We start from the raw sequence: 25,446 nt of genomic DNA on the forward strand, positions 1-25,446 counted from the left end.
CGGATCGGCAAGAGAAATCGTTCCCTGCGGCCCGGGTCGAGACGCGCAAGCATCGCAGCGCGCGCTACCTGCCCTTCGTCACGAAACCGGATGCAATGCACCGGCGCCGGTCCCGGACATGGGACAAGAACCCTTCTTTTCCTGAACCTCCAGGCGCGACTTCAGCAGCGAAGCTATTCGCGAAAGGCTTCGCGGCTGAAGCCGCTCCTACAAAGGCAGAATCAGGGCCAGCTGCGCTCGACCTGCAGCCAGAGCTTGCGGGTGTCGCGGGCGAAACCGTCGCTGCGGTAGTCGGCCAGCTTCACCAGGCCGCTGAAGCCGGCCGGCAGCGGGAAGGACAGCGAGGCGTCCCACTCGCGGCCGTAGTCTGCGCCGCCGCGGTCGGCCTGGAAGTCGTGGAAGGCCACGGTCCAACCCAGCTTGCCTTCGAGCTTGCCACTGCCGAACTTGCCCGACACCGATCCGTAGCGGTCGTCCAGGCCGTTGGCCGGCGTCACCACGAACTTGTCGGCCCAGCCGTTGAAGGCGTGCAGCGTGGCCAGCGGGGTCTGGAAGGCGTTGGCGCCGTCGCCGCCCAGCTGCTCCCAGCCCAGCTTCCAGGTCAGGCCCGCGGCGGTGAGCGCCGGCTCCACCAGGAAATAGTCGGCGTCGATGTCGCGTGGGTTGCCGGCGTGGTCGCGCTGGCGTGCCGCTTCCAGCGCCCAGCCCAGCTTCGCCGCGCCCAGCGCGCGTTCACCGGTCCAGCGCAGTCCCAGCGTGCGGGTGGAGGCCGTGGCCACGTCCTGGTCCTCCAGCAGGTAGGCATACCCCACCAAGGTGCCCGCCCCGCCCTGCCAGGCCAGGTTGGCCAGGTGGGCGTCGAGGTCGCGCTCGCGCGCCAGCGGGTCGCGGGCCTCGTCGCCGGACACGCGGTGCACGCGGTCGAGCCAGGCGTAGCGCAGGGTCAGGCCCGCACGCGGCGTGGCTTCCAGCAGCACGGCGTCATAGGTCTGCTCGTTCTGGCGCCAGCCCACGTTGCCCACGAAGCGCTGGTTGTCCAGCAGCAGGCGCTGGCGGCCCAGCGTGGCGCCGCCGCGTTCGCCGCGCCAGCGCAGCCAGGCCTGGTTGAGCTCCAGCGCACGCGCATCGGGCACCAGCGGGTAGGCGGTACGGCCGTTGGCGCCGGAATTGAAGTCGTCGCCGATCTCGGCCACGCCCTCGCCTTCCAGGCCCACCGACCAGCCTTGCCCGAAGCCGCGGCTCCAGCCCAGGCGCAGGCGCAGGGTGTCGGCACTGGCGTCGCGGGCGAAGGCGGCGTCGTCCACCGACTCATGCCGGTAGCGCAGGTTGGCGGTCCACTGGCCGGGATCGGCGGCGGCCGCCCCGGCGGCCTGCAGCGCGGCGCAGCCCAGCGCCAGCGCGATCTGTCTTGCGAGTGTCATGGCACGCGTCCATAAGTGGCCCGGATCGGGTCGCGTGGATGCTGCGCCGCCGCGCCGCGTCCGCCCATGAGCCACGTCAAGCCGCCACGAGATTTTCTCGCAGGCCCCCGGGGTTCCCCTCGCCGCCCAAGGGGTGCAGACTCCCCCGAGGCGCGTCCGCTTGATGTGCATCAGCGACGCCCCTGCGTATTCGCGGGAAGCTGCCGCCATTGTTGAAACGACAACACTTGACCGGAGAAGCACGATGAAGCGCCACCTGCTCGCCCTCTCGATCGCCGCCCTGCTGGCCCTGCCCGGCTGCCGCGACAACCCCAACGCCAACCTCGACGCCCGCGACCAGCCCACGGCCGCCGCGAACGGCGAATCCGACACCGGCGGTTCGCGCAAGGGCGACTTCGGCCCGCCGCAGGGCGAGCCCATCGAAGCCGTGCTGACCAGCCCGCCGATGGTGCCGCCGGCCATCGACCGCGACTACCCGGCCAAGGTGGTGGTGAACCTGGAAGTGCGCGAGGTCGACCTGGAGATCTCCGAGGGCGTCACCTACACCTTCTGGACCTTCGGCGGCACCGTGCCCGGCAGCTTCATCCGCGTGCGCCAGGGCGACACGGTGGAGTTCCACCTCAACAACCACCCCGATTCGAAGATGCCGCACAACATCGACCTGCACGGCGTCACCGGGCCGGGCGGCGGCGCGGCCTCGAGCTTCACCGCCCCGGGCCACAGCTCGCAGTTCACCTTCAAGGCGCTCAACGCCGGCCTGTACGTCTACCACTGCGCCACCGCGCCGGTAGGCATGCACGTGGCCAACGGCATGTACGGCCTGATCCTGGTCGAGCCGCCCGAAGGCCTGCCGAAGGTGGACCGCGAGTTCTACGTGATGCAGGGCGACTTCTACACCACCACCAAGTACCGCGAGAAGGGCCACGCGCCCTTCGACATGCAGCGTGCCATCGACGAGAACCCGACCTACGTGCTGTTCAACGGCTCCGAGGGCGCGCTCACCGGCGACAACGCGCTCAAGGCGAACGTGGGTGAAAGCGTGCGCATGTACGTGGGCAACGGCGGCCCGAACCTGGTGTCGAGCTTCCACGTGATCGGCGAGATCTTCGACAAGGTCTGGTTCGAGGGCGGCACGCGCTTCCAGGAGAACGTGCAGACCACGCTCATCCCGGCCGGTGGCGCCGCCATCGCCGACTTCCACACCGAGGTGCCGGGCAGCTACGTGCTGGTCGACCACTCGCTGTTCCGCGCCTTCAACAAGGGCGCGCTGGCGATCATGAAGGTCGACGGCCCGGAGAACCCGGACATCTACTCGGGCAAGGAGGTGGACGAAACCTACCTCGGCGACAAGGCCGCCTCCATGGCCCCGGTGGCCCAGGCCGCCGCCGCCGCGCAGGCCGGCACGCTCAGCCTCGAGGACCAGGTGAAGGCGGGCGGCGCGCTGTTCGCCGGCACCTGCTCCACCTGCCACCAGCCAGACGGCAGGGGCCTGCCGGGCGTGTTCCCGCCGCTGGCCGGGTCCGACTACCTGGCCAAGGGCAACGACGCGCTGATCAACGTGGTGCTCAACGGCCTCAGCGGCCCGGTCACGGTGAACGGCCAGGACTACAACTCGGTGATGCCGCCGATGAGCCAGCTCACCGACGACGAAGTGGCCAACATCCTCACCTACGCGCTCAACAGCTGGGGCAACCCGGGTGGCCGCGTGAGCAAGGACGAGGTCGCCAAGGTGCGCGCCAGCACCGAACGCTCGGAAGGCGCGGCGCACTGACATGCGCGCGGCCTGCCTGGCCCTGGCCCTGCTCGCCACCCCCGCCCTCGCGGCCGGGGGTGGCTGGGCGCGGCTGCCGGGCGGCGAATTCAAGTCGGTGCTGCGCTACGAGGACACCGGCGGCCAGGTGAAGGTGGCGCCGTTCGAGCTGCAGCGGCTGCCGGTGACCAACGCCGAATTCCTGGCCTTCGTGCGCCGCCACCCCGACTGGCAGCGCGGGACGGCGCCGGAAGTGTTCGCCGAGGCGCGCTACCTCAAACACTGGCAGGGCCCCACCACCCTGGGCCCCGCCGCCCTGCCGGAACAGCCGGTCACGAACGTCAGCTGGTTCGCCGCCCAGGCCTATTGCGAGGCCCAGGGCGCCCGCCTGCCCACCTGGGCCGAGTGGGAATACGCCGCGGCCGCCGACGAAACCCGCGCCGACGCCCGCAGCGACCCGGCCTGGCGCGAACGCATCCTGGCCTGGTACTCGCTGCCCTCGAACCGCCCGCTGGCGGCCGTGGGCCAGGGCCCGGCCGACCTGCACGGCGTGCGCGACCTGCATGGCCTGGTCTGGGAATGGGTCGAGGACTACAGCGCCATGCTGGTTTCGGCCGACAACCGCGACCAGGGCGACCCCGACAACCTCAAGTTCTGCGGCGCCGGCGCCCTGTCCATGGACGACCGCGAAAACTACGCCGTGCTGATGCGCGTGGCCATGCTCTCGGCCCTGCAGGCCGAGGACACCACCGCCAACCTGGGCTTCCGCTGCGCGCGGGACCTGCCGGGGAAAACCCCATGAACACCCGCACCCTGCTGCTGGCCGCCCTGCTGGGCCTGGCCGCCGCCCCCTTCCCCGCGGCCGCCGCCGCGGCCGCCCCCGCCGCGGCCCTGCCCGGCGATTCCGCCTACCGCCTGGCCGACGCCTACACCGACCAGGCCGGGCGCGGCTTCCAGCTCGCCGACGGCCGCGGCCGGGTGCGGCTGGTGGCCATGTTCTACACCTCCTGCCGCTACGTCTGCCCGCTGATCATCGACAGCGCCAAGGGCGTGGAACACGCGCTCACGCCGGCCGAACGCGCCCGCCTGGGCGTGCTGCTGGTCAGCCTGGACCCGGCCCGCGACGACGTGGCCGCCCTGCGCAGCGTCTTCGACAAGCGCCGGCTCGACCCGGCCCGCTGGACCCTGGCCCGCACCGAGGCCGCCGGCGTACGCAAGCTGGCCGCCGTGCTGGGGGTGCGCTACCGCGCCCTGGCCGACGGCGAGTTCAACCACACCTCCGCGCTGGTGCTGCTCGACCGCGAGGGCCGCGTGCTGGCCCGCACGGAAAAGCTGGGCAGCGTGCCCGACCCGGCCTTCCTGGCCGCCGTGAAGGCCGCGCTGGCTGCGAAATAGTGGGTTAGATTGCCCGCCAGGGGAGCCCGCCGCCTTGGGAGAGGCCTGGCGGGCGATGTGAATTGACTAGGGTCAAGCAGGCCGCAATCCGGCCTGCCCATAATCGCCGGCACGTAAACGGGGAAAACACCGATGACGCTCGACAACAAAGCAGAAACGTACAACGACAAGGTCGTACTGCAATTCGCAGTGATGACCGTGGTCTGGGGCGTGGTGGGCATGCTGGTGGGCGTGATCATCGCCGCCCAGCTGTACTGGCCGGCCCTCAACTTCGACACCGCCTGGCTCAGCTTCGGCCGCCTGCGGCCCCTGCACACCAACGCCGTGATCTTCGCGTTCGGCGGCTGCGCGCTGTTCGCCACCAGCCTGTACGTGGTGCAACGAACCAGCCACGTGCGGCTGATCAGCGACAAGCTGGCGGCCTTCGTGTTCTGGGGCTGGCAGCTGGTCATCCTGGCCGCGGCCGTCTCCCTGCCGCTGGGCTACACCCAGGGCAAGGAATACGCCGAGCTGGCCTGGCCGATCGACGTGCTGATCGCGGTGGTCTGGGTCGCCTACGCCGTGCTGTTCTTCGGCACCATCGCCAAGCGCCGCGTGAAGCACATCTTCGTCGCGAACTGGTTCTACGGCGCCTACATCCTCGCCGTGGCGCTGCTGCACATCGTCAACTCGCTGGCCATGCCGGCCAGCGCGATGCACAGCTACCCGGTGTATTCCGGCGCCGTGGATGCCATGGTGCAGTGGTGGTACGGCCACAACGCGGTGGGCTTTTTCCTCACCGCCGGCTTCCTGGGCATGATGTATTACTTCGTGCCGCGCCAGGCCGGCCGCCCGATCTACAGCTACCGCCTGTCGATCGTGCACTTCTGGGCCCTGATCGCCATCTACATGTGGGCCGGCCCGCACCACCTGCAGTACACGGCCATCCCCGACTGGGCGCAGAGCCTGGGCATGGTGTTCTCGCTGATCCTGCTGGCGCCCTCATGGGGCGGCGCGATCAACGGCGTGATGACCCTCTCGGGCGCCTGGCACAAGCTGCGCACCGACCCGATCATCAAGTTCCTGGTGGTAGCCATCTCGTTCTACATGATGAGCACCTTCGAGGGCCCGATGATGTCGATCAAGACCGTCAACGCGCTCAGCCACTACACCGACTGGACCATCGGCCACGTGCACTCCGGCGCGCTGGGCTGGGTGGCCATGATCTCGATCGGCTCGATCTACATGCTGATCCCGCGCTGCCTGGGCCTGAAGGAAATGGCCAGCACCAAGATGATCGACCAGCACTTCTGGGTGCACACCATCGGCGTGGTGCTCTACACCGTGTCGATGTGGATCGCCGGCATCTACCAGGGCCTGATGGCGCGCGCCGCCAACGCCGACGGCACGCTCACCTACGCCTTCTCCGAGATCGTCGAGTTCAACTACCCGTACTACCTGGTGCGCCTGATCGGCGGCCTGCTGGTGATCGCGGGCATGGGCCTGATGACGGTAAACACCATCCGCACCTTCAAGCTGGCGAAGGGCCGGGTCGACGCCCCGGTGCTGCCGCCGGCCGCCGAAGCCCACGCCTGAGGACCCCGACATGAGCCACGAGAAAATCGAAACCAATGTCGGCTGGATGGCGATCCTGATCGCCGTCGCCATCTCCTTCGGTGGCCTGGCCGAGATCGTCCCGCTGATGTACCAGGCCGAGACCGTGCAGCCGCTGCCGGGCGTGAAGCCCTACGGCCCGCTCGAGCTGGCCGGGCGCGACATCTACGTCCGCGAGGGCTGCTACAACTGCCACTCGCAGATGGTGCGCACCCTGCGCCACGAGACCGAGCGCTACGGCCACTACTCGCTGGCCGGCGAATCGGTGTACGACCGCCCGTTCCAGTGGGGCAGCAAGCGCACCGGCCCGGACCTGGCCCGCGTCGGCGGCCGCTACTCCGACGACTGGCACCGCGTGCACCTGATGAACCCGCGCGACGTGGTGCCGGTGTCGAACATGCCCGCCTACCCCTGGCTGGCCGAAACCCCGGTGGACCCGGCCGCGGTGGCCGCCAACATGCGCGCCCTGCAGCGCCTGGGCGACCCGTACACCGACGAGGAGATCGACGGCGCCGCCGCCGTGGTCACCGGCAAGTCCGAACTCGACGCGCTGGTGGCCTATCTCCAGGGCCTCGGCAAGAACGCACCGAAGGGCTGAACCATGATCGCCGGAATCACCACCGCCATCCTGCTGGCCACCTTCCTTGGTGGCGTGGCCTGGGCCTTCAGCAAGAAGCGAAAGGCCGAGTTCGACGCCGCCGCCCGCCTTCCCCTTGAAGACCAGAGCGAGAACACCCCATGAATACCGGCTGGTCCCTTTACGTCATCGTCCTGGTCGTCATCAACATCGTGGGCTGCGGCCTGCTGTTGTGGTGGACCGCCCGCCGCCGCGGCAACGACGGCAAGAACACCGCCGAAACCACCGGCCACGTCTGGGACGGCGACCTCACCGAGTACAACAAGCCGCTCCCGCGCTGGTGGATCAACCTGTTCTGGCTGACCATCATCTTCTCGATCGGCTACCTGGTCTGGTACCCGGGCTTCGGCAACTTCGCCGGCACCTCGGGCTGGACCTCGGCCAAGGAGCACGACGCCGACAAGGCCGACGCCGACGCCCGCCTGGCGGAAGCCTTCGGCCGCTTCGACGGCATGGCCATCGACGAGGTCGCCAGGCACCCCGAGGCCGTGGCCTTCGGTGCCCGCCTGTTCGCGAACCACTGCGCCCAGTGCCACGGCTCCGACGCGCGCGGCGCCAAGGGCTTCCCCAACCTCACCGACAATGACTGGCTCTGGGGCGGCAGCCCCGAGCAGATCCTGACGACCCTGCAGCAGGGCCGCCAGGCGGCGATGCCGCCGCTGGCTGCGGCGATCGGCGGCGACGTCGGCGTGACCGAGGTGGCGGCCTACGTGCAGAGCCTGTCGGGCATCAAGGCCGACCCGGCCCTGGCCGAAGCCGGCAAGGCCCGCTTCGCCGGTGTCTGCGCCGCCTGCCACGGCGTCGACGGCAAGGGCAACCCGATGCTGGGCGCGCCCAACCTGACCGACGACGTCTGGCTTTATGGCAGCGATTTCGCCACCATCAGCGAAGGTATCAACAAGGGCCGCCAGGGCATGATGCCGGCACACGAACCGATCATCGGCGACACCCGCGTCCGCCTCGTCGGCGCCTACGTCTGGTCGCTGTCGCACGGCAAGGACGGGGCCGCCCAGGCCACCCCGTGAGCCAGGCCGACGCCCGCTTCGACCACCCGCCCCGGCCGCTCGCGCAGCGGCTCGGGGCCATCCTCTGGCCCAGCTTCTTCGCCGCCGGCGTGGCCACGATGGTGTTCTTCGCCTTCGTCGACCCCCTGCTGCTGCGGGACATGACCTTCCCGGACGTCGAGGTGAGCCGCGGCGTCGGCTACACCCTCGGCTTCTTCATGTTCTGGGCCTGCACCGCCAGCAGCAGCCTGTTCACCTGGATCCTGCTGCGGCCGGCAAGCCGCTACAACAAGCCGTTGCCCAAGGACTAAGCCCACGTGGCCAAGGAAATCCCCAGCGAGCTCGTGGAGGAAGTCTCCCTCTACGTTTCCGAGAAGAAGGTCTACCCGCGCGAGCAGGGTGGCCGCTTCCAGTCCCTGCGCAAGGCCGCGGTGATCTGGCTGCTGGGCATGTACTACACCTTCGCCTGGCTGCAGTGGGACGACCGCCAGGCCGTGCTGTGGGACCTGCCGGCGCGCAAGTTCTACGTGTTCGGGCTGGTGTTCTGGCCGCAGGATTTCCTGTTCCTGGCCCTGCTGATGATCATGGCGGGCCTGTCGCTGTTCTTCTTCACCGCCCTCGCCGGCCGCCTGTGGTGCGGCTACGCCTGCCCGCAGACGGTGTGGACGGAAGTCTTCATCTGGATGGAGCGCTGGACCGAGGGCGACCGCGCCAAGCGCATGAAGCTCGACAAGGCGCCGTGGACCCGCGACAAGGTCGTGCGCAAGGTGTCCAAGCACATCCTGTGGTTCGTGTTCGCGCTCTGGACCGGCTTCACCTTCGTCGGTTACTTCACCCCCATCCGCGACCTGGCCGACCGCCTGCTGCCCTTCGCCTGGGGCGGCTGGGAAACCTTCTGGGTGCTGTTCTATTCGCTGGCCACCTGGGGCAACGCCGGCGTGCTGCGCGAACAGGTGTGCAAGTACATGTGCCCCTACGCCCGCTTCCAGGGCGCCATGTTCGACCGCAACACCCTGATCATCGCCTACGACCCGATGCGCGGCGAACCCCGCGGCCCCCGCAAGAAGGGCAAGCTGGCCAGCGTGCTCGAGCGCGCCCGCGGCCTGCTGAAGCTGGACGTGGCCACCAGCGCCGTGGTGCACGCGGCCCAGCACCGCAGCGCCGCCGACCTGCAGCTCGGCGCCCGCGCCACCACCGGCCTGGTGGTGGACGCGCAGTCGGGCCTGCCGCCGCCGCCCGCGGTGAATTCGCCCGACGACCTGGGCGACTGCATCGACTGCACCATCTGCGTGCAGGTCTGTCCCACCGGCATCGACATCCGCAACGGCCTGCAGTACGAGTGCATCGCCTGCGGCGCCTGCGTGGACGCCTGCGACGAGGTGATGGACAAGATCGGCTACCCGCGCGGCCTTGTGCGCTACACCACCCAGAACGCGGTGGACGGCAAGCCCAACAAGCTCGTGCGCCCGCGCGTGCTGGTCTATGCCGCGCTGCTGTGCGCGCTGGCCATCGGCACCGCCGTCGGCATCCTTCAGCGCAGCCCGCTCATCGTCGACGTCATGCGCGACCGCAACGCGCTCTACCGCACCGCGGCCGATGGCAGCATCGAAAACGGCTACACCCTGCGCATCGTCAACAAGGACACGCAGGCGCGCAATTTCCGCATCCGCGTGGTCGGCCCCGAGGGCATCACGCTGGTGGAGGCCAACGCCGTGCACGCCGCGGCCGCCGAGGAAGTGCTGACCGTGCCGGTCACCCTGCGCGCGCCGGCCGGCCTGGCCAAGGGCCGCGTGGACGTGGACTTCGTGGTCGAGTCCGACGCCGAGGGCGTGAGCGAAACCGAGGAAACCCGGTTCTTCGGGCCCTTCTGATGGACGCCGAAGGCAAGCGCGGCCGTTTCGGCAACCCGGTGGCCTGGCTGGTGCTGGGCATCCCCGCGGCCACGGTGGTGGCCGGCTTCTGGACCCTGTCCGTGGCCATGGGCGACAGCGCCACCGACGCCAACCCCGACAAGGTGCGCCGCACCGCCCAGGTGCAGGTGGCCTCGATCGAAGCCGACGAAACCGCCGCCGCCCGCGGCCTGGCCGCCACGCTCACGCTGGCGCCCGATTCCGCGCTGGTAGTGCTCGACCAGTCCGCCGGCCCGGTGGCACCGCTGCTGCAGCTCGTGCACCCGATCGAGTCCACGCTCGACCGCCAGCTGGTGCTCGCGCCCGACCCGCGCGGCTGGCGCGCCGGCGAGTCCATCGCCGCGCCGCATGGCTGGCACGTGCGCCTGCTGGCCGCCGATGGCAGCTGGCGCCTGGTGGGCCGCTACCAGCCCGGTGACACCGAACTTCGCCTGGAGCCGGCGGTCACCACGCCGTGAACCGCGCGTTGGAGCTGCGCTGTTTCCATTGCGGTGAACCCCTGCCCGCCGACCCGGTGCGCGTACGCATCGGCGACCAGGAGCGCCTGGTCTGCTGCACCGGCTGCGGCGCGGCCGCCAACTGGATCCGCGACGCCGGCCTGGCCGACTACTACACCCTGCGCCAGGCCGACGGCGCCCGCGTGGACATCGCCCCCGGCGACTACCGCGCCTGGGACCGCGGCGACGTGCAGGCCGGCCACGCCGTGGCCACGCCCGAGGGCCGCGAGATCACCGTGGTGGTCGAAGGCATGCGCTGCGCCGCCTGCGCCTGGCTGATCGACCATGCGCTGCGGCGCGAGCCCGGCGTCTGCGACGTGAGCGCCAACGCCGTCACCGGCCGCGTGCGCATCGGCTGGAACCCCGCCGCCACCCCGCTTTCGAACGTGCTCACGCGCCTGGCCTCGCTGGGCTACCGGCCGCACCTGGCGCAGGGCGAAGCCGCCGAGCGCGAACGCCGGCGCGAGCGCAACCGCCTGATTGCCCGCCTGGGCGTGGCCGCGCTCGGCGCCACCCAGGCCATGATGTTCGCCGAGGCGCTCTACCTCGACACCGCCAACGAAATGGCGCCGGCCACGCGCGACTTCTTCCGCTGGATCACCTTCCTGGTGTCCACGCCGGTGGTGTTCTTCTCCGGCTGGCCCTTCCTCACCGGCATGCTGGCCGAGCTGCGCCACCGCCGCCCGGGCATGGACACGCTGGTGGCTACCTCGGTGCTGCTGGCCTACTTCGCCAGCCTGGTGGAAACGCTGCGCGGCGGCGCCCATGTCTGGTACGACGCGGCGGTGATGTTCGTGCTGTTCCTGCTGGCCGCGCGTTTCCTGGAACGCATGGCGCGGCGCCAGGCCAGCGCCCAGCTCGACACGCTGGCGCGCGCCCAGCCCGCCCTGGCCTGGCGCGAAACCGCCGCCGGCCGCGAACAGGTGCCCGTGGCCGCGCTCGCCGCCGGCGACGTGGTGCAGGTGGCCGCCGGCGACACCGTGCCCGCCGACGGCGAACTGCTCGACCGCGCCGCGGCCATGGACGAATCCCTGCTCACCGGCGAATCGGTGCCCGTGCCCAAGGCCGCCGGCGACACGCTCTACGCCGGCAGCACCTGCCGCGAAGCCGCCGCGCGCCTGCGCGTCACCCGCACCGGCAGCGACACGCGCCTGTCCCAGCTCACCCGCGCGGTCGAGCAGGCGCAGGCGCAGCGGCCGCGGCTGGCGCGTTTCGCCGACGAGGTGGCCATGCGTTTCGTGGTGGCGCTGTTCATCGCCGCCGGCCTGGTGTTCTGGGCCTGGTGGCAGGTGGAGCCGGCGCGCGCCTTCGAGATCGCGCTGGCGGTGCTGGTGGTGAGCTGCCCCTGCGCGCTGTCGCTGGCGGTGCCGGCGGCGCTGGCCACCTCGCACGGCGCGCTGGCGAAACGCGGCGTGCTGGCGCTCGGCGCCGACGCGCTGGAAACCCTGGCCCAGGCCGACACCGTGGTGCTCGACAAGACCGGCACGCTCACGCTCGGCCGTCCGCGCCTGGTGCGCGCCGAGGCCATGGGCGACGGCGACCTGCCGGCGCTGCAGCGCATCGCCGCCGCGCTCGAAGCCAACGCCGGGCACCCACTGGCCGCCGCCTTCGCCGACGGTGCGGTGCCGGTGGCAACGAACGTGGTGGCTGCGCCTGGACGAGGCGTCTCGGGCGTGGTGGACGGGCGCGAGTGGCGCCTGGGCCGCGCTGAATTCGCCTGCGGCGGCACCGACGACGGCGCGCTGTGGCTGGGCGACGGCGCCCGCGCCTTCGCCCGCTTCGAAGTGGCCGACCCGCTGCGCCCCGACGCCCGCGAGGCCGTGGCGGCGCTGCGCGCGCTCGGCCTGGCGCCGCACCTGCTCAGCGGCGACGGCCAGGCCACGGTGGCTACCGTTGCCGCCGAAGTGGGCATCACCGACTTCCACGCGCGGCAGTCGCCCGAGGACAAGCTCGCCGCCGTGCGCGCGCTGCAGGCCGAAGGCCACCGCGTGCTGGCCGTGGGCGACGGCATCAACGACGCGCCGGTGCTGGCCGGCGCCGACGTCTCCGTGGCCATGGCCGCCGGCGCGCCGCTGGCGCATCGTTCCGCCGGCCTGGTGCTGGCCGGCAGCGCGCTGATGCGCCTGCCCGAATCGGTGGCGCTGGCGCGCCGCTGCCGCCGCATCATCCACCAGAACCTGGGCTGGGCCCTGGCCTACAATCTGCTGGCCCTGCCGTTCGCGGCGCTGGGCTGGGTGACGCCGGGGCTGGCCGCGCTGGGCATGGCGGCGTCTTCGCTGGTGGTCACCGCCAACGCGCTGCGCCTGGGGCGCGCGCCCCGAGGCAATCCATGAATATCCTGCTGGCCCTGATCCCCATTTCCCTGCTGCTGCTCGGCGCCGCCATCTGGGCCTTCCTGTGGGCCGTGCGCGGCGGGCAGTTCGACGACCTCGACACGCCCGCGCTCGACATGCTGCGCGACGAAGACCGCCCCGCCCCGCCGCGCGCCCCGCCGCCGCCCGCGCGCCCCGACGGCGACTGATGCCGGTCGACCTGCTCACCCTCGGCGCCGCCCTGCTCACCGGCCTGCTCGGCGGCGTGCACTGCGTGGCCATGTGCGGCGGCATCGCCACCGGCCTGGCCGCCACCTCGGCGAAGCAGGGGCTGGGCAACGCCTTTGCGCTCAACGGCGGCCGCGTGCTGGGTTACACGCTGGCCGGCGCCCTCGTCGGCGGCTTCGGTGGCGGCCTGCTGCTGCTCGCGCGCTCCGACGGCCTGGCCACCACGCTGCGCGTGGCCATGGGTGCGGTGCTGCTGATGGTGGCCGTGCGCCTGCTGTGGCCGCACCGACTCGGTTTCCTCTCACGCGGCGGCGCCGGCCTGTGGAAGCTGCTGCGCCCGCTGCAGGCGAAGCTGCCCTCCGCCGGCCCGCTGCGCCCCTGGGCCACCGGCATGCTCTGGGGCTGGCTGCCCTGCGGCCTGTCCACCACGGTGCTGGCGGCGGCCTGGCTGGAAGCGAGCGCGCTGCACGGCGCGCTCATCATGGCCGCCTTCGGCCTGGGCACGATGGCCACGATGGTGCCGGTGACCTGGAGCGGCGCACGCCTCGGCGGGCTGCTCGCGAAACGCGCCTGGCGCGTGGGCGCCGCGGCGCTGGTGGCGCTCGCCGGCATCGTCACCATGGCCGGCCCGTGGCTGGCCGGGCAGCCGGCCATCCACGCGGTGCTCGAGGCGATGGGGTGTCGGTCCGTTTAGGTGTGGGCGTCTTCAATGGGCCAGGAACTGGCAAGGTTCCTCGCTTTGAGAAACGATGGAAGCGAGTGATCACGCCGCGTCAAGCAATGAAGGCGGTTCGTGCTTAGCCAACCGGATGTAATCGCGCTGCTTGACGACCCCGACGACGATTGGCTTGAGAACCGAGTTAAGGTACTGCCGCCCATTGTTCTTCCCGGCCAGGATCTTCTGGTGCATTTCGTCGTTCGATAAGCGCAGGAAATTCCTGATGACGCACCGCAGTTCTTCCTCGCTCAGGGAGAATCCAAGTGCGAGATGCTCGAGATGGGCTCGGAAGTGTGCGTTCGCTGCCTCGCGCTCCCGATCCTTCTGCTCGGCGAAGAAGGCGTCGATTAGCGCGCCGACTGCCATCGCGCCGAGACTGCCGCCGATGATCTTGCCCGCCCACGTCCCGAATGGGCCGGCAACCGCGGATCCGACCGCGCCACCCGCCACCATGCCCGCGGCGCCTCCCACGGCGGCGCCAGTCCCAGTGACGACGGTTCGCTTGAGCTTGGCGAGCGTGACTTCCCGCCGAATCAGTCGATAGACGTCCGGGACCGAGGTGAGCGCGACCGATACGACGGCAGAAACGATGTTGCCTCGCAGGGCGTAATTGAGATGGTTGACGCTGGTGACTCCGTAGCCTGCCATGAGCGCCTTCTGGACAGAAGGCGAGAGACAACTCAGCTCGACGTGCTGGAGCGCGCTCTGCACCAGCTCGATCCGGTGAAGCTGTTGCGCACCTACGTGCGAGACAGCCGCTACCAGGCCCGACTTGCCTGCCTGTATAACGGCGGCCTGCAGGGCAACTTTGGCATCCCCCGTGCGAATGTAGACGAGACCGGCTGTAATGCTGAATCCGATCGTCGCCGATCCTGCGCCGGCGACCATCCCTTCCGCCGCATCGTAGGTAAGGGACTCCCATGTCCCGAACTTTGTGAGGTTCCTCGCGTGCTCGTAGGTAAGATGCCCCTTCCTGATAATGTTAACGGCTTCATCCGGGTCAGTCACAGGTTGCATGTGGCCTTGCTTGATCCTTCGACGCATATCGGCGAGAGCTTTCTCGTACTGGTCTCGCGGTACCTCAAGTTGCATCGGCTTTTCGCCGTCCCAGTATCGGTACCTTTTGTTCTCGTCGAATGCCTGCCCAACGCTCTTGCCAGCGGTCTTGCAGTACTTGGTCTGGACCTTTGCCCCGTCAACGATTCGATCGGCCCCATTCTTCGCGTTGTCCGCGCCCACGGATTTCGCGAACCTCCCGAACAGGCGGTCGAGGTACGAATTGGCATGCTCCGCGCCCGGCCCGTGGCCTTGGGCACCCTTGGCGAAAACCTTGTGATTGCGCACCCAGGAATCTGAGGATGACACGAGCGCCATTCCGAGCCCAACGGTGTCGGCGATGAAGCTTTCCGGCGTCTGCCGGTGGATCTCGACGCACGCCTGCTCTGTTACTTTGCAGGTGTCACTGCAGAACCATTCACCTGATACTGCGTTTTGCGTAAGAACATGACGGCCCATGCCGCAGCTTGCACAGGACTCGACATGATAATCAGCGGCGTACGGGACGAAGAAGTAGCCGTCGTCCATCTGGTAGCGTCTGCCAATCTGGACCTGCAGGCTCAAGTGCTCGATGCCTTCTCTGAGGTCAAGCCCAAGGAACTGTCTGGTCAGGCGCTCAAGCTCTTCGTCGCTGATGCGCGAGCGCTCCACAAGGACGCGTTGCAGAAGATCGAGCTGGGTCGTATACCAAGACGATGCGTAGACGAGCGTCCGGCTGCCGACTTCGACCTCCACGAGGCGACCGCCCAGTACGTGTGACGCCACGTGCATCGAGAACAGCTCGTCGATCTCGGCATCCAACAGCGTTGCGGATTCTTTGCATTTAGAAACTAGCCTGGAAGAGGAGGTGCCTTTGTGGTCAGGCACCTGCCTTTCCAGCGTGCGAATCACACGCGTGAAGTCGATCAGCTGGAGGGAAGCAAAACCCTGCGCCAGCACGGCGACGATCCAGTACCCCCAGCTGACCCAAGCATGAAAAAGGGGGTTGGGTTGCGCGGCAACCACCTGCGCGACAAACGCCGTGACCAACAGCCAGAGAGTTAGGTGGCTTGGCAGGTCAAGACGGCGCAGGACGATCCTGGCGGCAGCGCTCCAGGCGATTGCCCTCGCCGACCGGCTTGCGCGGGCACGATTGATCGTTCCGCCGATGGACAGGAGCAGGCTCAGTGCAAATGCCCCGGCCCAGAGCGATTCCCGCAACCCCAGGCAGATAATCACCAGCGCGCCGGAGACGAGAATCGCGGTCGGCTGTGCGAGCCAGGGGGCCCGGATGAAATGGGATAGATGGTAGCTCGCATATCCCAGAAGGCCGCCAGGCGCGAGATACAGAAAAACCGCGGCAGCTGCGATGTACTTCGCGATCTTCAGCAGAAACTGGAAGGAGGCGATGATGAGGCCGATGACGATGAGAGCGACGACCAGTCCGACGATGAATCCCATGCTTCCCCAGCAGTTCAAGCGAGCGATTGAGGTTTGGTCCGGTCGGCGATGCCCTTCCCGCGCGCCGCCCTGACTGAAAGCGAACTACTGCGTCTCTCAGGCTCGCGCCCTCCGCTCCGACCCGCCGACGCAGTCGTGCAACATAATCCATCCGATTCGACGGACTTAGTCAAGGGCGTGTAGCTGGCTGCATCCATTGGCGGCGCAAGCAGCGAGTGGTCGGCATCCTCCTGCAATGCGCATCACCGCTCCGATCACGGCAGACCTGGCCCGATTGCATGTGCCGACGGTGCTAAATCAAGTATCTGGCGTCGTTTCGCCGATGCGCGCGAGGCAGTCATCTGCGCTATCGGCCAGAAGCGGACTACTGGCAGTATGGAAGTTGCTCTTGAGCTGGGGTCGGGCGACCCCTCTTCTTTAACTGCTCGTACACGGTGTCCCACTCTGCAACAGAGTTGAGTCGTCCGTCTTCGTCGAAGTGCATTCCGAAGGGACCAATCCACAAGTGACCGTCGTTCGAAAACGTGAAGTCGACGCCGCTGACTGCCTTTGCCTTGGCAACTAGCGCCTCCCTACGGGCACCTGAAGCAAGAAAATCGTTCGTCACGGCAATGCACTGCAGCAGCGCCGTTCGATTCTTCTGAATCGAATCCCCCATGTAAGTCTGCGTAACGCCCGCATCGAGCAAATGGAAGCTTAGCCAGGCATTGGCCGCTAGTGACGCGACAAGCGCCAACGACAGCATCCACTTCATTCCCTCATCTCCCAGCCTGTGTCAGGGGTATTCTCGGTCGAGAGACAGAATGCCCTACCCGCAAGTCTAAGCCTTCCTCTTGCTTGGCCAAGCCCTAGCTACAAGCCGCTGAGCTGGTACCTGCATTTCCGCCCCGGGTCGGGAGCCGACTAGCGCGCGGAGCGGGATTTCAGCCACGTTTCGGCTGGTTTTTTGATCGATATTTAGCTAGTCGGCGGCACGCCACACTAGATTCAGATCTTTTCGATAACCAGGGTCCACCGGGTGCGCGGCAAACCCGTCGTGGCATCCGGAACCATCTGCGGAAACTGCGACGTCACCCTCCAGCCCTTCTTGTAGATCTCGGGAAGGGTGGTGTCTTTGCCAGCCGCCAGGCACTCGAATCGGGTGTCGTTGCTAAGGGCCTGCCCGTGCTCCGACGCTGGCTGGATGGCCTTTGCAATGCACACTTCGCCTTCGGCGGCCGAAACCCCCATCGGGGCGGCAAGCAGGGCGGCAAGGATCAGCTTCTTCATGGGCCTTACTCCTCGGTGGTGACGGCAGGTTGTGGGGCGCGCCGGCAAGCCTCGGCTGGCCACCCATCGGCGGGTCCAGCCTGCACCATACTGAAGGCAACGCAGCCAGGGAGTCACCCCAGCCATCGGCGAGGCCCGAGAATTTTTCTCCGCCCCGGAGGGGGCCGCTTGCCAGCATTCGTGGCCTGGCGCGTCGTCCACGATAACTGGGGCGATGGGGCGTCGTTCGGTCAAGGGGCGGAGCTTCCGCTGGCGGCCAGCAGCAGAGGACTGCGCGTGACCCACGCGTGTTTCTCGCTTGTTCCCTCCACACACTTGTCGGACACTGCCAAGCGACCCCGCGATCCGCGGGCGCCCGGGAATCTTCGCATGCGTAGCATTCTTCTCGCCGCCGGCTTTCTTGTTGCCGCGTCCAATGCTTGGGCTGGCGACACGCCACCGCCGATCCCCCCCGCGCCTTCGCCTTATCGAAACGTGCCGGTTGAAGTGCGTTCTTATCTTGAGCAGGCCCGCAAGGCCGATTTCCTGCCCGATCCGTTGGCGCGTTGCCTGGCATGGCCGGTGATTCCGGGCGCCCAGTGGCCGGACGGCCTGGTGCAGGCACACTGCGAGAACGAATACCTCCCGCATCTGTCGTCCGCGGAATTGGACAAGCACCTGCAGGAAGGCCGCATCGATGCCTTGGAAGCCAAGCTGGGCGCCGAACTGGAACGGCACTATTCCGACAAGGATTTCAGCGAGAACGTTCACGCCCATTTCTTCGAGGTTGGAGGCGGCAGCGAATGGGGGCGATTGACACAAGCGTGGCTCGAAGCGTCACCTGAAAGCCCTTTCGCCCATGTGGCCAGGGGCCACTGGAATCGCGGAATGGCCGTGATGGCCCGCGGCGGCAAATGGGCAAGCGAAACGCCGCGCGAGAATTTCGAGCGCATGGAGGCCTACGGAGACGCCGCGATTGCCAGCTACGAAAGAGCCCTCGAACTCGAACCGCGGCTCACCGAAGCCCACGCCGGCATCATCAGCGTGGCCAGGCTGGGTGGCCGCGAGGAGGCCATGAAGAGGGCCGTCCGGCAAGCCCGGAAGCTGGCACCGGCGTGTCGCGCCTGGGGCCACGCCCTGATGGTCGCCCTGGAACCACGCTGGGGCGGAAGCTACCCGCAAATGGCGCAGTTCGCCGAGACGCTGGAGCCCTACATCGCCGAGAGGCCGATGGCGGCCATCGTTGCGGCGATGCCACTGGTCTCCCTGGCCAACCAGCTCTACCGCGCCGAGAAATGGAGCGAAGCAGAGACCGTCGCCAGGGAGGCCACCCGGCACACCACGCACAGAGCGCCCTATTACGACGCCGGCGTGGCGCTACTCCGCCAGGATTCCGGAAATCGCTGGGAGGCCTTGATGTACCTGCTGGGCGAATCGCGGTTTCCGCCGGGCAACGCTTACGCCGCCCGCCAACGCGGCCACCTTATCTGGGAACTCACCGGCGACGTCGACTGGGCGAGGCTTTCGATCGAACGTGCGGTGGCGCTGGAGCCCGAGAACGGCCTTGGGCAATGGATGCTGGGCGGCATCCACGCAACCCAGGGACGGGTGGACGAAGCCGAGGCGGCTTACCTGGAGGCGATGCGGGACCCTGAGCATCGGCGCTCGGCCCTGACCAACATCACCTCGCTGCTCATCATGGAAAACCAGGTTCCGCGTGCGGCGCGCTACGTCGAGACGCTGACGACCGAATACCCGGACTATGGCTGGGGCTGGTTTTACAAGACACTGGTTGTCATCGATCGCAAGGGTGGGACGTTCAGCCCCGACGACAAGGAAGTGATGGCCGCCTTCGACAAGTTCGAACAGACTGCCGATCCCGACGACCCCGAGCAGCTGAGGCAGGTACAGGCGCTGCGTGATTCACACCGGCGAATGCGCGAGATGATGGACGAGGCCGATGCCAGGATGGAAGGACGGGCGGGTAAGCCATGACACCGACCCTTGCCTTCGCGCTGGCACTGCTGGGCACGGCTGCGGCTGACGCAGATGCGTCGCCGACCCAAGTGAATTACGCCGCGGTGGAAGCACTGCCAGCGGATGCGAAGGTCGAAGGTCGCGGCTATCCGGAGCTGGCGGAGGCGTGGTGGCGCTGGGCCTTCCAGAAGCCCGACGGCATGCGCCCCTCGCAGGATCCGACCGGCGCGCAATGCCACCACGGACAGACCGGCGACGTATGGTTCCTCGCCGGCACCTTGGGTACCGGTCCAGTAGAGCGACGTTGCCGCGTCCCCCAGGGTCGCCGGCTGTTCCTTCCGGTGATTGTCGCCCTGGAGTACTCCGTGCCCGGGCGACGCCGGGATTGCGCCGCGCTCCGCGCCGCAGCCGAAGCCGTCGCCGAACGCATGGTGGTCAACCGCGTGGAACTGGACGGAGAGCCGTTGGTACCGGTTCGCAGCGCGCCCCGCGATTGCTTCGACGCCTTCGCCGACGCCCAATACGATGAGCTTCGGCCAGGCATCTACGCACCTGCGTATACCGACGGGCTGTGGCTGCTCCTGCCGCCGCTGGCGCCCGGCCGTCATCGGTTGGTCGTGGACGCGCGACAGGCAACCGACGTTCCTGTCCGCAGCCGCTTCGACCAGCAGTTCACCTATGTGCTTGAGGTGGGCGACGCGCCGGTGCAGGAAGATCGCGACGAGCTACCGCGGGACGAGGAACGGGAAGTCATTGCCCTTTGATCCCGGGGCGGTAGCGAGGCGCGACCCGCGCCTCTCTCCAGACCGTCAAGCGGCGCGCGTGTAATTCAGGAGCGCCGGACCCTTCGGCAAGCTGACAGAGTTTCCTCGATCCAGGAGGCGTAGTTGTCCAGCCTCACGCCGTAGCTGACTTCTCCATACGTCCCCGGCCTGACCTCCGTGCCGACCACATTGCCGCGCTTCCACGCGGCGACGCCGGCCAACTGCCATTCGTCGCCCACCTTGACCAGCATCGGGCCACCGCTGTCGCCGCTGCCGGTGCTGGCTTCCAGGCGGTGCGCGTTCGGCGGCGCGTCGAAGCGGTAGGCGATCCAGCGGCCTTCCGACACGCTGATGTGGTTGTAGCCCTGGCGCAGGTCGGTGCGTCTCGGAGGCTGCAGGGTATGCCCCGTGGTGCCGTTGCCGGTGGCGCCGCGGCCGATGAGGCGAACTTCCTTGCCCAGGGCATCGCCGCGGAAGACGCGCACCGGCGGAACGTCAATCACCGGCTCGGCCAGCTGCACCAGCGCGAGGTCGTCGGACGTGGCCATGAATTCGAAGAAGGCTTCCCAGTCGCCCGTCTTGAGCCCGGCGTCCACCATGGCCTGCGGCGGCGTCTTGAAGCCCGGGTGGATGACCACCTTTTGCACGGCCCGGGGCGTGCCACCGACCACGACCACATCCAACGCATGCTGCCAGCTCACCGCGTGGGCGGCCGTCACCACCCAGCGTGGGTGGATGAGCACGCCGTGGCCCTCGCCGGGCAGGTCGGCCAGCGCCGGGAACGCCGATGCGGCCAACCGGTATTCGCGGTCCGGCACGTCGTCGCGGATGACGACGGCGCCCGCTTCGAAGGAAAGCAGCAGCAACGCGATGAGTACGCCGCGCATCGCTGCCATGGCCTAGCGCTGCGCCCGGCCCTTGCCCGCCGCCGGCGCGGGTGCCGGCGCATGCACCAGCGCATCCAACCGCTCGCGGTCCAGGATCTTCAGCTGGCGGCCGCGCACGGCGATGATGCCGTCGTCCTGCAGCTTGGTCAGCGTGCGGCTCACGGTTTCGATCACCAGGCCCAGGTAGCTGGCGATGTCCTCGCGGCTCATGGGCAGCGTGAACATCTCGCCGGGCAGGCCCAGCAGCTTGTAGCGCTCGGACAGCCCGTGCAGGAACAGCGCCACGCGCTCGTGCGCCTGCTTGCGGCCCAGCATTTCCAGGTGGCTCTGGTCGCGGTTGATGCCCTGGCCGATGATGCGCAGCAGCTGGTGCTGCAGGCCCGGGATCTGCCGGCAGATCGATTCGAGCTGCGACAGCGGGATCTCGCACACCGTGGCCTGGGTCAGCGCCTCGGCCTCGCAGGCGTGGCGGCCCTGGCCCATGGCGTCCAGGCCCATCAGCTCGCCGGGCAGGTGGAAACCCACCACCTGCTGCTCGCCTTCGGAGTCGATGGCCACGGTCTTGAACGCGCCCTCGCGCGCCACGTACAGCGAACCCAGCGGCTGGCCGGCGCGGAACAGCGTGTCGCCGCGCGCCAGCGGGCGACGCGCGCGGACGATTTCATCGAGCTGCTGCAGGTCGCTGCTGCCGATGCCGGCCGGCAGGCACAGCACGTGCAGCGAACACTGCGCGCAGCTGTGCCGCAGCCTTTCCAGGTCGAGCACGTCGGCGGCCACGTTCACTCCTGCTCCGTCGTCCAGCGCTTGAGCCAGGCGTTGACGGTGTCGTGCCAGAGCACGCTGTTGTTGGGCTTGAGGATCCAGTGGTTCTCGTCCGGGTACACCAGCAGCTGGCTCTCGATGCCCTGGCGCTGCGCGGCGCTGAACGCCGCCAGGCCCTGCTCCACCAGCACGCGGTAGTCGAGCTGGCCGTGGATGACCAGCATCGGCGCCTTCCACTTGGCCACGTGGTTGCGCGGGTTGAAGCGCTCGTAGTTCTCAGGCACCTGCACCGGCGTGCCGCCGTTCTCCCACTCGGAGAACCACAGCTCTTCGGTGTTGTAGCCCATCATGTGGGTGTCGAACACGCCGGCGTGGTTGACCAGGCACTTGAAGCCGTCCGGCCAGTTGCCGGCGATCCAGGACACCATGTAGCCGCCGTAGCTGCCGCCCAGCGCGCAGGCGCGGTCGCCGTCGAGGAAGGAATACTTCTCCTGCGCCGCGGCCCAGCCCTTCTGCAGGTCTTCCAGCGGCTTGCCGCCCCAGTCCTGGGAAATGGAATCGGTGAAAGCCTGGCCGTAGCCGGTGGAGCCGTGGAAGTCGACCATCACCACCGCGAAGCCGGCGCCGGCGTAGGTCTGCGGGTTCCAGCGGTAGTGGAAGTTGTTGCCGAAGCTGCCCTGCGGGCCGCCGTGGATCAGGAAGGCCACCGGGTACTGCTTGCCTTCCTCGTAGTTGGCCGGCTTCACGACGTAGCCATGAACGGTTTCGTCGTTCCAGCCCTTGAAGCTGAACTGCTCGTAGTCGCCGAAGGCCAGGCCGGCCAGGCGCTCCTCGTTGTTGCGCGTCACCTGGCGGGCGGCGCTGCCGTCGGCGCGGGCCACGAAGGCCTGGGCCGGCATCTTCAGGTTCTCGTGCGTGTAGGCCAGGGTATCGCCGCGCAGGTCGAAGCCGCCGACGGTGCCGCCGGCCACGACCTTGGTGACCGCGCCGCTGCGGACGTCCACCTTGAACAGCGGGTGCGTGCCCACGTCGTAGGCGGTGGTGTAGATGGCCTTGCCGTCGGCGGAGAGCACGATGCCGTCGGCGGAGCGATCCCAGCCCGGGGCGATTTCGCGCGCCTTGCCGCTGCGCAGGTCCAGGGCCATCAGGGCCAGGCGGTCGGCTTCGAAGCCGGGGCGCTTCATGGCGCGGTAGTAGAGCGTGCGGCCGTCGGCGCTGAACACCGGGCCGGCGTCCATGGCCTCGTTGCCGGCGGTGAGGTTCTGCGGCGCGCGGCGGGCGTCCACCCAGGCGCGGTAGAGGTCGAAGTTGGTGGACCAGGCCTCGGTGCGGCCGGCGATGCGCACGCTGAACACCAGCGACTGGCCGTCGGGCGCCCAGGCGTAGTCGTTCTGGTCGCCGAAGGGCTTGCCGGGCACGTCGCCGTCGATGCCGGTGCTCACCAGCACGGGTTCGCCGGCGGCCTTGCCGTCGTCGCCGAAGCGGGCCACGTACAGCTGGTTGCGGCGGCCGTCGGCCCAGGTGTCCCAGTGGCGCACGAACAGCTTGTCGTGCAGGCGGCCGGTGGCCTTGCCGGCGGCCTGGGCGTCCAAGCGCTCCTTCGTACAGGCCAGGGTGCCGCAGTCGGTGAAGACTTCGAAGCTCAGGGCCACGGCGTCGCCCTTGGGCGAGACCTTGAAGCTGCCCACGTCGAGCGGGAAGTCGGTGAGCTGCACCGGCTCGGCGGCGCCGACGGCCTGCTTCCACAGTTGCATGGAGCCCGACTTGGCCGACAGGAAGTACACCTCGCGGCCGTCGGCCGAGAAGGCCGGGCTGTTCACGCTCATGCCTTCCGGGGTGAAGCGCACCGGCGGGGCGGCGTCGCGGGCGTACAGGTCTTCGATCCACAGGCCGGTGCTGGCCTTGTCGGCGGCGAAATCGACCTGGCGCACGGCCACCACCAGGCGGCGGCCGTCCGGGGACAGCGTGGGTGAGTTCACGCGCTCGAGCGTGACCAGCTCGCGGGCGTCGAAGGGCTTGGCGGCGTGGGCGGCCGGGGCCAGCAGGGCGGGCACCAGCAGGGCGATCAGCAGGGGTCGCAGGGTCATGGAAGGAAACCTCGGGGACATCCTCCCATGGTAGGCCCGACGCCCCGGGGTTCAAAGCCCCGGGGCGTGAAGGCTGGCTATACTCGGCCGTCCCTGAACGGAGCGTTCCCGTGAATCCAGCTGCCCCCGTCGCCGCCACCGGCGAACTCCTAGGCCACCCCAAGGGCCTGTACGTCTGCTTCCTGACCGAGATGTGGGAGCGCTTCGCCTTCTACGGCATGAAGGCGCTGCTGTTCCTGTACCTGACCCAGCACCACAAGTTCTCCGACGCCAACGGCTACCTGCTGCTGGGCACCTACGCCGGCCTGGCCTATGCCCTGCCCCTGCTGGGCGGCCTGCTGGCCGACCGCTACCTGGGCATGCGCAAGGCGGTGGTGTTCGGCGGCCTGCTGCTGGTGTTCGGCCAGCTGGGCATGGCCTACACGGGCGAGGCGGCCAGCGGCATCCAGGGCCAGGGCGTGGCCGACGGGTTCGCGGTGCAGGTGATGTACTTCGCGCTGGCGCTGATCGGCGTGGGCGTGGGCTTCCTCAAACCCAATATCTCCACCATCGTCGGCCGCCTGTACGCCGACACCGACCCGCGCCGCGATTCGGCCTTCACCATTTTCTACATGGGCATCAACGTCGGCGCGACGCTGTCGTCGCTGGTGGTGGGCTACGTGGGCATCCAGTACGGCTGGGGCTACGGCTTCGGCCTGGCCGGCGTGATGATGGCCCTGGGCCTGGTGCAGTTCATCTTCGGGCGCAAGCACCTGCTGGGCCAGGCCGAGCCGGCCGACCCGGAGGCGCTGCGGGCGCCGGTGTTCGCCGGCCTTTCGCGCGAGTGGCTCATTTACCTGGGCAGCCTGGTGCTCACCGTGGTGGTGTGGCAGGTGCTGCAGACCCGCATCAACTTCGCGCCGCTCACCGCGCTGGCCGGCGGCCACGAGGTGACCCTGACCGAAGTGGTGGCGCTGGTGATGGGCCTGGGCCTGTTCGTCTGGTTCGCGCGCCTGCTGCTGACCGACCTGAGCCGCGTCGAGAAGGGCCGCATGGTGGTGCTGATGGCGCTGATCGTGATCAGCGCGCTGTTCTGGGGCCTGTACGAGCAGAGCTACGGCCCGTGGGTGGCCATGGCCGAGCGCACCATGGACCTGAACACCTTCGGCATTACCTGGAACGCGGCGCAGACCACGGCCTTCGGCGCCATCTTCGTCATCCTGTTCTCGCTGCCCTTCGCCTGGCTGTGGCCCAAGCTCGACAAGCACGGCCTCAACCCGAGCTACCCGGCCAAGTTCGGCTGGGGCCTGGTGTTCTGCGGCCTGGCATTCGGCGTGCTGGCCTTCTCCACCGGCACCGCCGGCGACGACGGCCTCGTGAGCGTGTGGTGGATGATCCTGGCCTACGCGGTGCTGGTGGCCGGCGAGATGGTGCTCTCGCCCATCGGCCTCTCGGCCGTGACCACGCTGTCGATCAAGCGCGCGGTGGGCCTGATGATGGGCGCCTGGTTCCTGTTCTCGGCCTTCGGCGAGATCATCGCCGGCCGCATGGGCACCTGGGCCGCCATCGAGCCCGAGGCGGACGGCAGCATCAGCAGCGCCAAGGCGCTGGCCGTGTACGGCGACGTGTTCACCGACATGATGTGGATCGGCCTGGCGGCGGGCGTGCTGATGTTCGTGCTGACGCCGGTGCTCAAGCGGCTGATGAAGGAATAAGCGCACCGCACCCGGCAAAGAAAAACGGCGCCCCGAGGGGCGCCGTTTTTCGTTGGGCTTGCAGGC

General features: G+C 68.6%; 23 protein-coding genes. 16 read left to right on the forward strand and 7 right to left on the reverse strand.

Annotated features, from left to right (window positions below):
• Positions 1 to 221: 221 nt before the first annotated feature.
• Positions 222 to 1,421, reverse strand: a complete 1,200-nt coding sequence (locus tag ACE3Q2_RS11390) for an alginate export family protein (RefSeq protein WP_374474105.1) — start codon at positions 1,419 to 1,421, stop codon at positions 222 to 224.
• A 244-nt stretch (positions 1,422 to 1,665) separates the two neighbouring features.
• Between ACE3Q2_RS11390 and nirK the strand changes: the two genes are divergently transcribed.
• The 13 genes from nirK (at position 1,666) to ACE3Q2_RS11455 (ending at position 13,441) form a co-directional block, all read left to right on the forward strand.
• Positions 1,666 to 3,192, forward strand: a complete 1,527-nt coding sequence (nirK, locus tag ACE3Q2_RS11395) for a copper-containing nitrite reductase (protein ID WP_374474106.1) — start codon at positions 1,666 to 1,668, stop codon at positions 3,190 to 3,192.
• Between the two features lies 1 nt (position 3,193).
• Positions 3,194 to 3,973 (forward strand): formylglycine-generating enzyme family protein, encoded by a 780-nt coding sequence (locus tag ACE3Q2_RS11400; protein WP_231698770.1) that lies wholly within the window; start codon positions 3,194 to 3,196, stop codon positions 3,971 to 3,973.
• Complete coding sequence (locus tag ACE3Q2_RS11405; RefSeq protein WP_231698769.1) at positions 3,970 to 4,566, forward strand: SCO family protein; 597 nt, start codon at positions 3,970 to 3,972, stop codon at positions 4,564 to 4,566. Before ACE3Q2_RS11400 ends, ACE3Q2_RS11405 begins: the two co-directional genes overlap by 4 nt.
• Before the next feature lie 132 nt (positions 4,567 to 4,698).
• Entirely contained in the window at positions 4,699 to 6,141 is a 1,443-nt protein-coding gene (ccoN, locus tag ACE3Q2_RS11410) for a cytochrome-c oxidase, cbb3-type subunit I (RefSeq protein WP_374474107.1), read from the forward strand.
• 10 nt (positions 6,142 to 6,151) lie between these two features.
• Positions 6,152 to 6,757, forward strand: a complete 606-nt coding sequence (gene ccoO / locus ACE3Q2_RS11415) for a cytochrome-c oxidase, cbb3-type subunit II (protein ID WP_374474108.1) — start codon at positions 6,152 to 6,154, stop codon at positions 6,755 to 6,757.
• 3 nt (positions 6,758 to 6,760) lie between these two features.
• On the forward strand, positions 6,761 to 6,901 hold the full coding sequence (locus ACE3Q2_RS11420; protein ID WP_231698766.1) for a cbb3-type cytochrome c oxidase subunit 3: 141 nt from the start codon (positions 6,761 to 6,763) through the stop codon (positions 6,899 to 6,901).
• On the forward strand, positions 6,898 to 7,821 hold the full coding sequence (gene ccoP / locus ACE3Q2_RS11425) for a cytochrome-c oxidase, cbb3-type subunit III (protein WP_374474109.1): 924 nt from the start codon (positions 6,898 to 6,900) through the stop codon (positions 7,819 to 7,821). The genes ACE3Q2_RS11420 and ccoP overlap by 4 nt, the downstream gene beginning before the upstream one ends.
• Complete coding sequence (locus tag ACE3Q2_RS11430) at positions 7,818 to 8,111, forward strand: hypothetical protein (RefSeq protein WP_231698764.1); 294 nt, start codon at positions 7,818 to 7,820, stop codon at positions 8,109 to 8,111. The genes ccoP and ACE3Q2_RS11430 overlap by 4 nt, the downstream gene beginning before the upstream one ends.
• Before the next feature lie 6 nt (positions 8,112 to 8,117).
• On the forward strand, positions 8,118 to 9,671 hold the full coding sequence (locus ACE3Q2_RS11435) for a 4Fe-4S dicluster domain-containing protein (protein WP_374474111.1): 1,554 nt from the start codon (positions 8,118 to 8,120) through the stop codon (positions 9,669 to 9,671).
• On the forward strand, positions 9,671 to 10,168 hold the full coding sequence (locus ACE3Q2_RS11440; RefSeq protein ID WP_374474112.1) for a FixH family protein: 498 nt from the start codon (positions 9,671 to 9,673) through the stop codon (positions 10,166 to 10,168). The genes ACE3Q2_RS11435 and ACE3Q2_RS11440 overlap by 1 nt, the downstream gene beginning before the upstream one ends.
• The gene (locus ACE3Q2_RS11445) at positions 10,165 to 12,540 is read left to right on the forward strand and encodes a heavy metal translocating P-type ATPase (protein ID WP_374474113.1); all 2,376 of its coding nucleotides are present in this window, start codon (positions 10,165 to 10,167) and stop codon (positions 12,538 to 12,540) included. The genes ACE3Q2_RS11440 and ACE3Q2_RS11445 overlap by 4 nt, the downstream gene beginning before the upstream one ends.
• Positions 12,537 to 12,728, forward strand: a complete 192-nt coding sequence (gene ccoS / locus ACE3Q2_RS11450) for a cbb3-type cytochrome oxidase assembly protein CcoS (protein WP_374474114.1) — start codon at positions 12,537 to 12,539, stop codon at positions 12,726 to 12,728. Before ACE3Q2_RS11445 ends, ccoS begins: the two co-directional genes overlap by 4 nt.
• A complete protein-coding gene (locus tag ACE3Q2_RS11455) occupies positions 12,728 to 13,441 on the forward strand; it encodes a sulfite exporter TauE/SafE family protein (protein ID WP_374474115.1) in 714 nt (237 codons plus the stop codon). The genes ccoS and ACE3Q2_RS11455 overlap by 1 nt, the downstream gene beginning before the upstream one ends.
• A 69-nt stretch (positions 13,442 to 13,510) precedes the next feature.
• Here the strand turns inward: ACE3Q2_RS11455 and ACE3Q2_RS11460 are convergent, their stop codons facing one another.
• From ACE3Q2_RS11460 to ACE3Q2_RS11470, 3 genes are all read right to left on the reverse strand, one after another.
• Positions 13,511 to 15,961, reverse strand: a complete 2,451-nt coding sequence (locus ACE3Q2_RS11460) for a hypothetical protein (protein WP_374474117.1) — start codon at positions 15,959 to 15,961, stop codon at positions 13,511 to 13,513.
• A 364-nt stretch (positions 15,962 to 16,325) separates the two neighbouring features.
• Positions 16,326 to 16,715: a hypothetical protein gene (locus ACE3Q2_RS11465; RefSeq protein WP_374474118.1), complete on the reverse strand. Its 390-nt coding sequence runs from the start codon at positions 16,713 to 16,715 to the stop codon at positions 16,326 to 16,328.
• A gap of 233 nt (positions 16,716 to 16,948) precedes the next feature.
• The gene (locus ACE3Q2_RS11470) at positions 16,949 to 17,230 is read right to left on the reverse strand and encodes a hypothetical protein (RefSeq protein WP_374474119.1); all 282 of its coding nucleotides are present in this window, start codon (positions 17,228 to 17,230) and stop codon (positions 16,949 to 16,951) included.
• A 369-nt stretch (positions 17,231 to 17,599) separates the two neighbouring features.
• On the opposite strand from ACE3Q2_RS11470, the gene ACE3Q2_RS11475 reads away from it, so the two are divergent.
• Together ACE3Q2_RS11475 and ACE3Q2_RS11480 are read left to right on the forward strand one after the other, a co-directional pair.
• The gene (locus ACE3Q2_RS11475) at positions 17,600 to 19,204 is read left to right on the forward strand and encodes a DUF4034 domain-containing protein (protein ID WP_374474120.1); all 1,605 of its coding nucleotides are present in this window, start codon (positions 17,600 to 17,602) and stop codon (positions 19,202 to 19,204) included.
• Positions 19,201 to 19,950, forward strand: a complete 750-nt coding sequence (locus tag ACE3Q2_RS11480) for a hypothetical protein (RefSeq protein WP_374474122.1) — start codon at positions 19,201 to 19,203, stop codon at positions 19,948 to 19,950. Before ACE3Q2_RS11475 ends, ACE3Q2_RS11480 begins: the two co-directional genes overlap by 4 nt.
• A gap of 65 nt (positions 19,951 to 20,015) precedes the next feature.
• Here ACE3Q2_RS11480 and ACE3Q2_RS11485 read toward each other — a convergent pair whose 3' ends face one another.
• Genes ACE3Q2_RS11485 through ACE3Q2_RS11495 form a run of 3 tightly spaced genes read right to left on the reverse strand, consistent with a single transcriptional unit; the run spans position 20,016 to position 23,686 of the window.
• The gene (locus ACE3Q2_RS11485; RefSeq protein ID WP_374474123.1) at positions 20,016 to 20,846 is read right to left on the reverse strand and encodes a trypsin-like serine protease; all 831 of its coding nucleotides are present in this window, start codon (positions 20,844 to 20,846) and stop codon (positions 20,016 to 20,018) included.
• A gap of 3 nt (positions 20,847 to 20,849) precedes the next feature.
• The gene (locus tag ACE3Q2_RS11490) at positions 20,850 to 21,620 is read right to left on the reverse strand and encodes a helix-turn-helix domain-containing protein (protein WP_374474124.1); all 771 of its coding nucleotides are present in this window, start codon (positions 21,618 to 21,620) and stop codon (positions 20,850 to 20,852) included.
• Entirely contained in the window at positions 21,617 to 23,686 is a 2,070-nt protein-coding gene (locus ACE3Q2_RS11495; protein WP_374474125.1) for a prolyl oligopeptidase family serine peptidase, read from the reverse strand. Before ACE3Q2_RS11495 ends, ACE3Q2_RS11490 begins: the two co-directional genes overlap by 4 nt.
• Before the next feature lie 110 nt (positions 23,687 to 23,796).
• On the opposite strand from ACE3Q2_RS11495, the gene ACE3Q2_RS11500 reads away from it, so the two are divergent.
• Entirely contained in the window at positions 23,797 to 25,380 is a 1,584-nt protein-coding gene (locus ACE3Q2_RS11500; RefSeq protein ID WP_374474126.1) for a peptide MFS transporter, read from the forward strand.
• The last annotated feature ends 66 nt before the right edge of the window (positions 25,381 to 25,446 follow it).

This window comes from Arenimonas sp., from assembly GCF_041913985.1.
Classification (GTDB): domain Bacteria; phylum Pseudomonadota; class Gammaproteobacteria; order Xanthomonadales; family Xanthomonadaceae; genus Arenimonas.

Excerpts from the sequence above, each read along its gene's own strand:
- ccoN (WP_374474107.1), top strand. The coding sequence starts at position 4,699 with ATGACGCTCGACAACAAAGCAGAAACGTACAACGACAAGGTCGTACTG.
- nirK (WP_374474106.1), top strand. The coding sequence starts at position 1,666 with ATGAAGCGCCACCTGCTCGCCCTCTCGATCGCCGCCCTGCTGGCCCTG.
- ccoO (WP_374474108.1), top strand. The coding sequence starts at position 6,152 with ATGAGCCACGAGAAAATCGAAACCAATGTCGGCTGGATGGCGATCCTG.
- ACE3Q2_RS11495 (WP_374474125.1), bottom strand. The coding sequence starts at position 23,686 with ATGACCCTGCGACCCCTGCTGATCGCCCTGCTGGTGCCCGCCCTGCTG.
- ccoS (WP_374474114.1), top strand. The coding sequence starts at position 12,537 with ATGAATATCCTGCTGGCCCTGATCCCCATTTCCCTGCTGCTGCTCGGC.
- ACE3Q2_RS11420 (WP_231698766.1), top strand. The coding sequence starts at position 6,761 with ATGATCGCCGGAATCACCACCGCCATCCTGCTGGCCACCTTCCTTGGT.
- ACE3Q2_RS11390 (WP_374474105.1), bottom strand. The coding sequence starts at position 1,421 with ATGACACTCGCAAGACAGATCGCGCTGGCGCTGGGCTGCGCCGCGCTG.
- ACE3Q2_RS11440 (WP_374474112.1), top strand. The coding sequence starts at position 9,671 with ATGGACGCCGAAGGCAAGCGCGGCCGTTTCGGCAACCCGGTGGCCTGG.
- ACE3Q2_RS11475 (WP_374474120.1), top strand. The coding sequence starts at position 17,600 with ATGCGTAGCATTCTTCTCGCCGCCGGCTTTCTTGTTGCCGCGTCCAAT.
- ACE3Q2_RS11405 (WP_231698769.1), top strand. The coding sequence starts at position 3,970 with ATGAACACCCGCACCCTGCTGCTGGCCGCCCTGCTGGGCCTGGCCGCC.
- ACE3Q2_RS11480 (WP_374474122.1), top strand. The coding sequence starts at position 19,201 with ATGACACCGACCCTTGCCTTCGCGCTGGCACTGCTGGGCACGGCTGCG.
- ccoP (WP_374474109.1), top strand. The coding sequence starts at position 6,898 with ATGAATACCGGCTGGTCCCTTTACGTCATCGTCCTGGTCGTCATCAAC.
- ACE3Q2_RS11460 (WP_374474117.1), bottom strand. The coding sequence starts at position 15,961 with ATGGGATTCATCGTCGGACTGGTCGTCGCTCTCATCGTCATCGGCCTC.
- ACE3Q2_RS11485 (WP_374474123.1), bottom strand. The coding sequence starts at position 20,846 with ATGGCAGCGATGCGCGGCGTACTCATCGCGTTGCTGCTGCTTTCCTTC.
- ACE3Q2_RS11465 (WP_374474118.1), bottom strand. The coding sequence starts at position 16,715 with ATGAAGTGGATGCTGTCGTTGGCGCTTGTCGCGTCACTAGCGGCCAAT.
- ACE3Q2_RS11455 (WP_374474115.1), top strand. The coding sequence starts at position 12,728 with ATGCCGGTCGACCTGCTCACCCTCGGCGCCGCCCTGCTCACCGGCCTG.
- ACE3Q2_RS11400 (WP_231698770.1), top strand. The coding sequence starts at position 3,194 with ATGCGCGCGGCCTGCCTGGCCCTGGCCCTGCTCGCCACCCCCGCCCTC.
- ACE3Q2_RS11470 (WP_374474119.1), bottom strand. The coding sequence starts at position 17,230 with ATGAAGAAGCTGATCCTTGCCGCCCTGCTTGCCGCCCCGATGGGGGTT.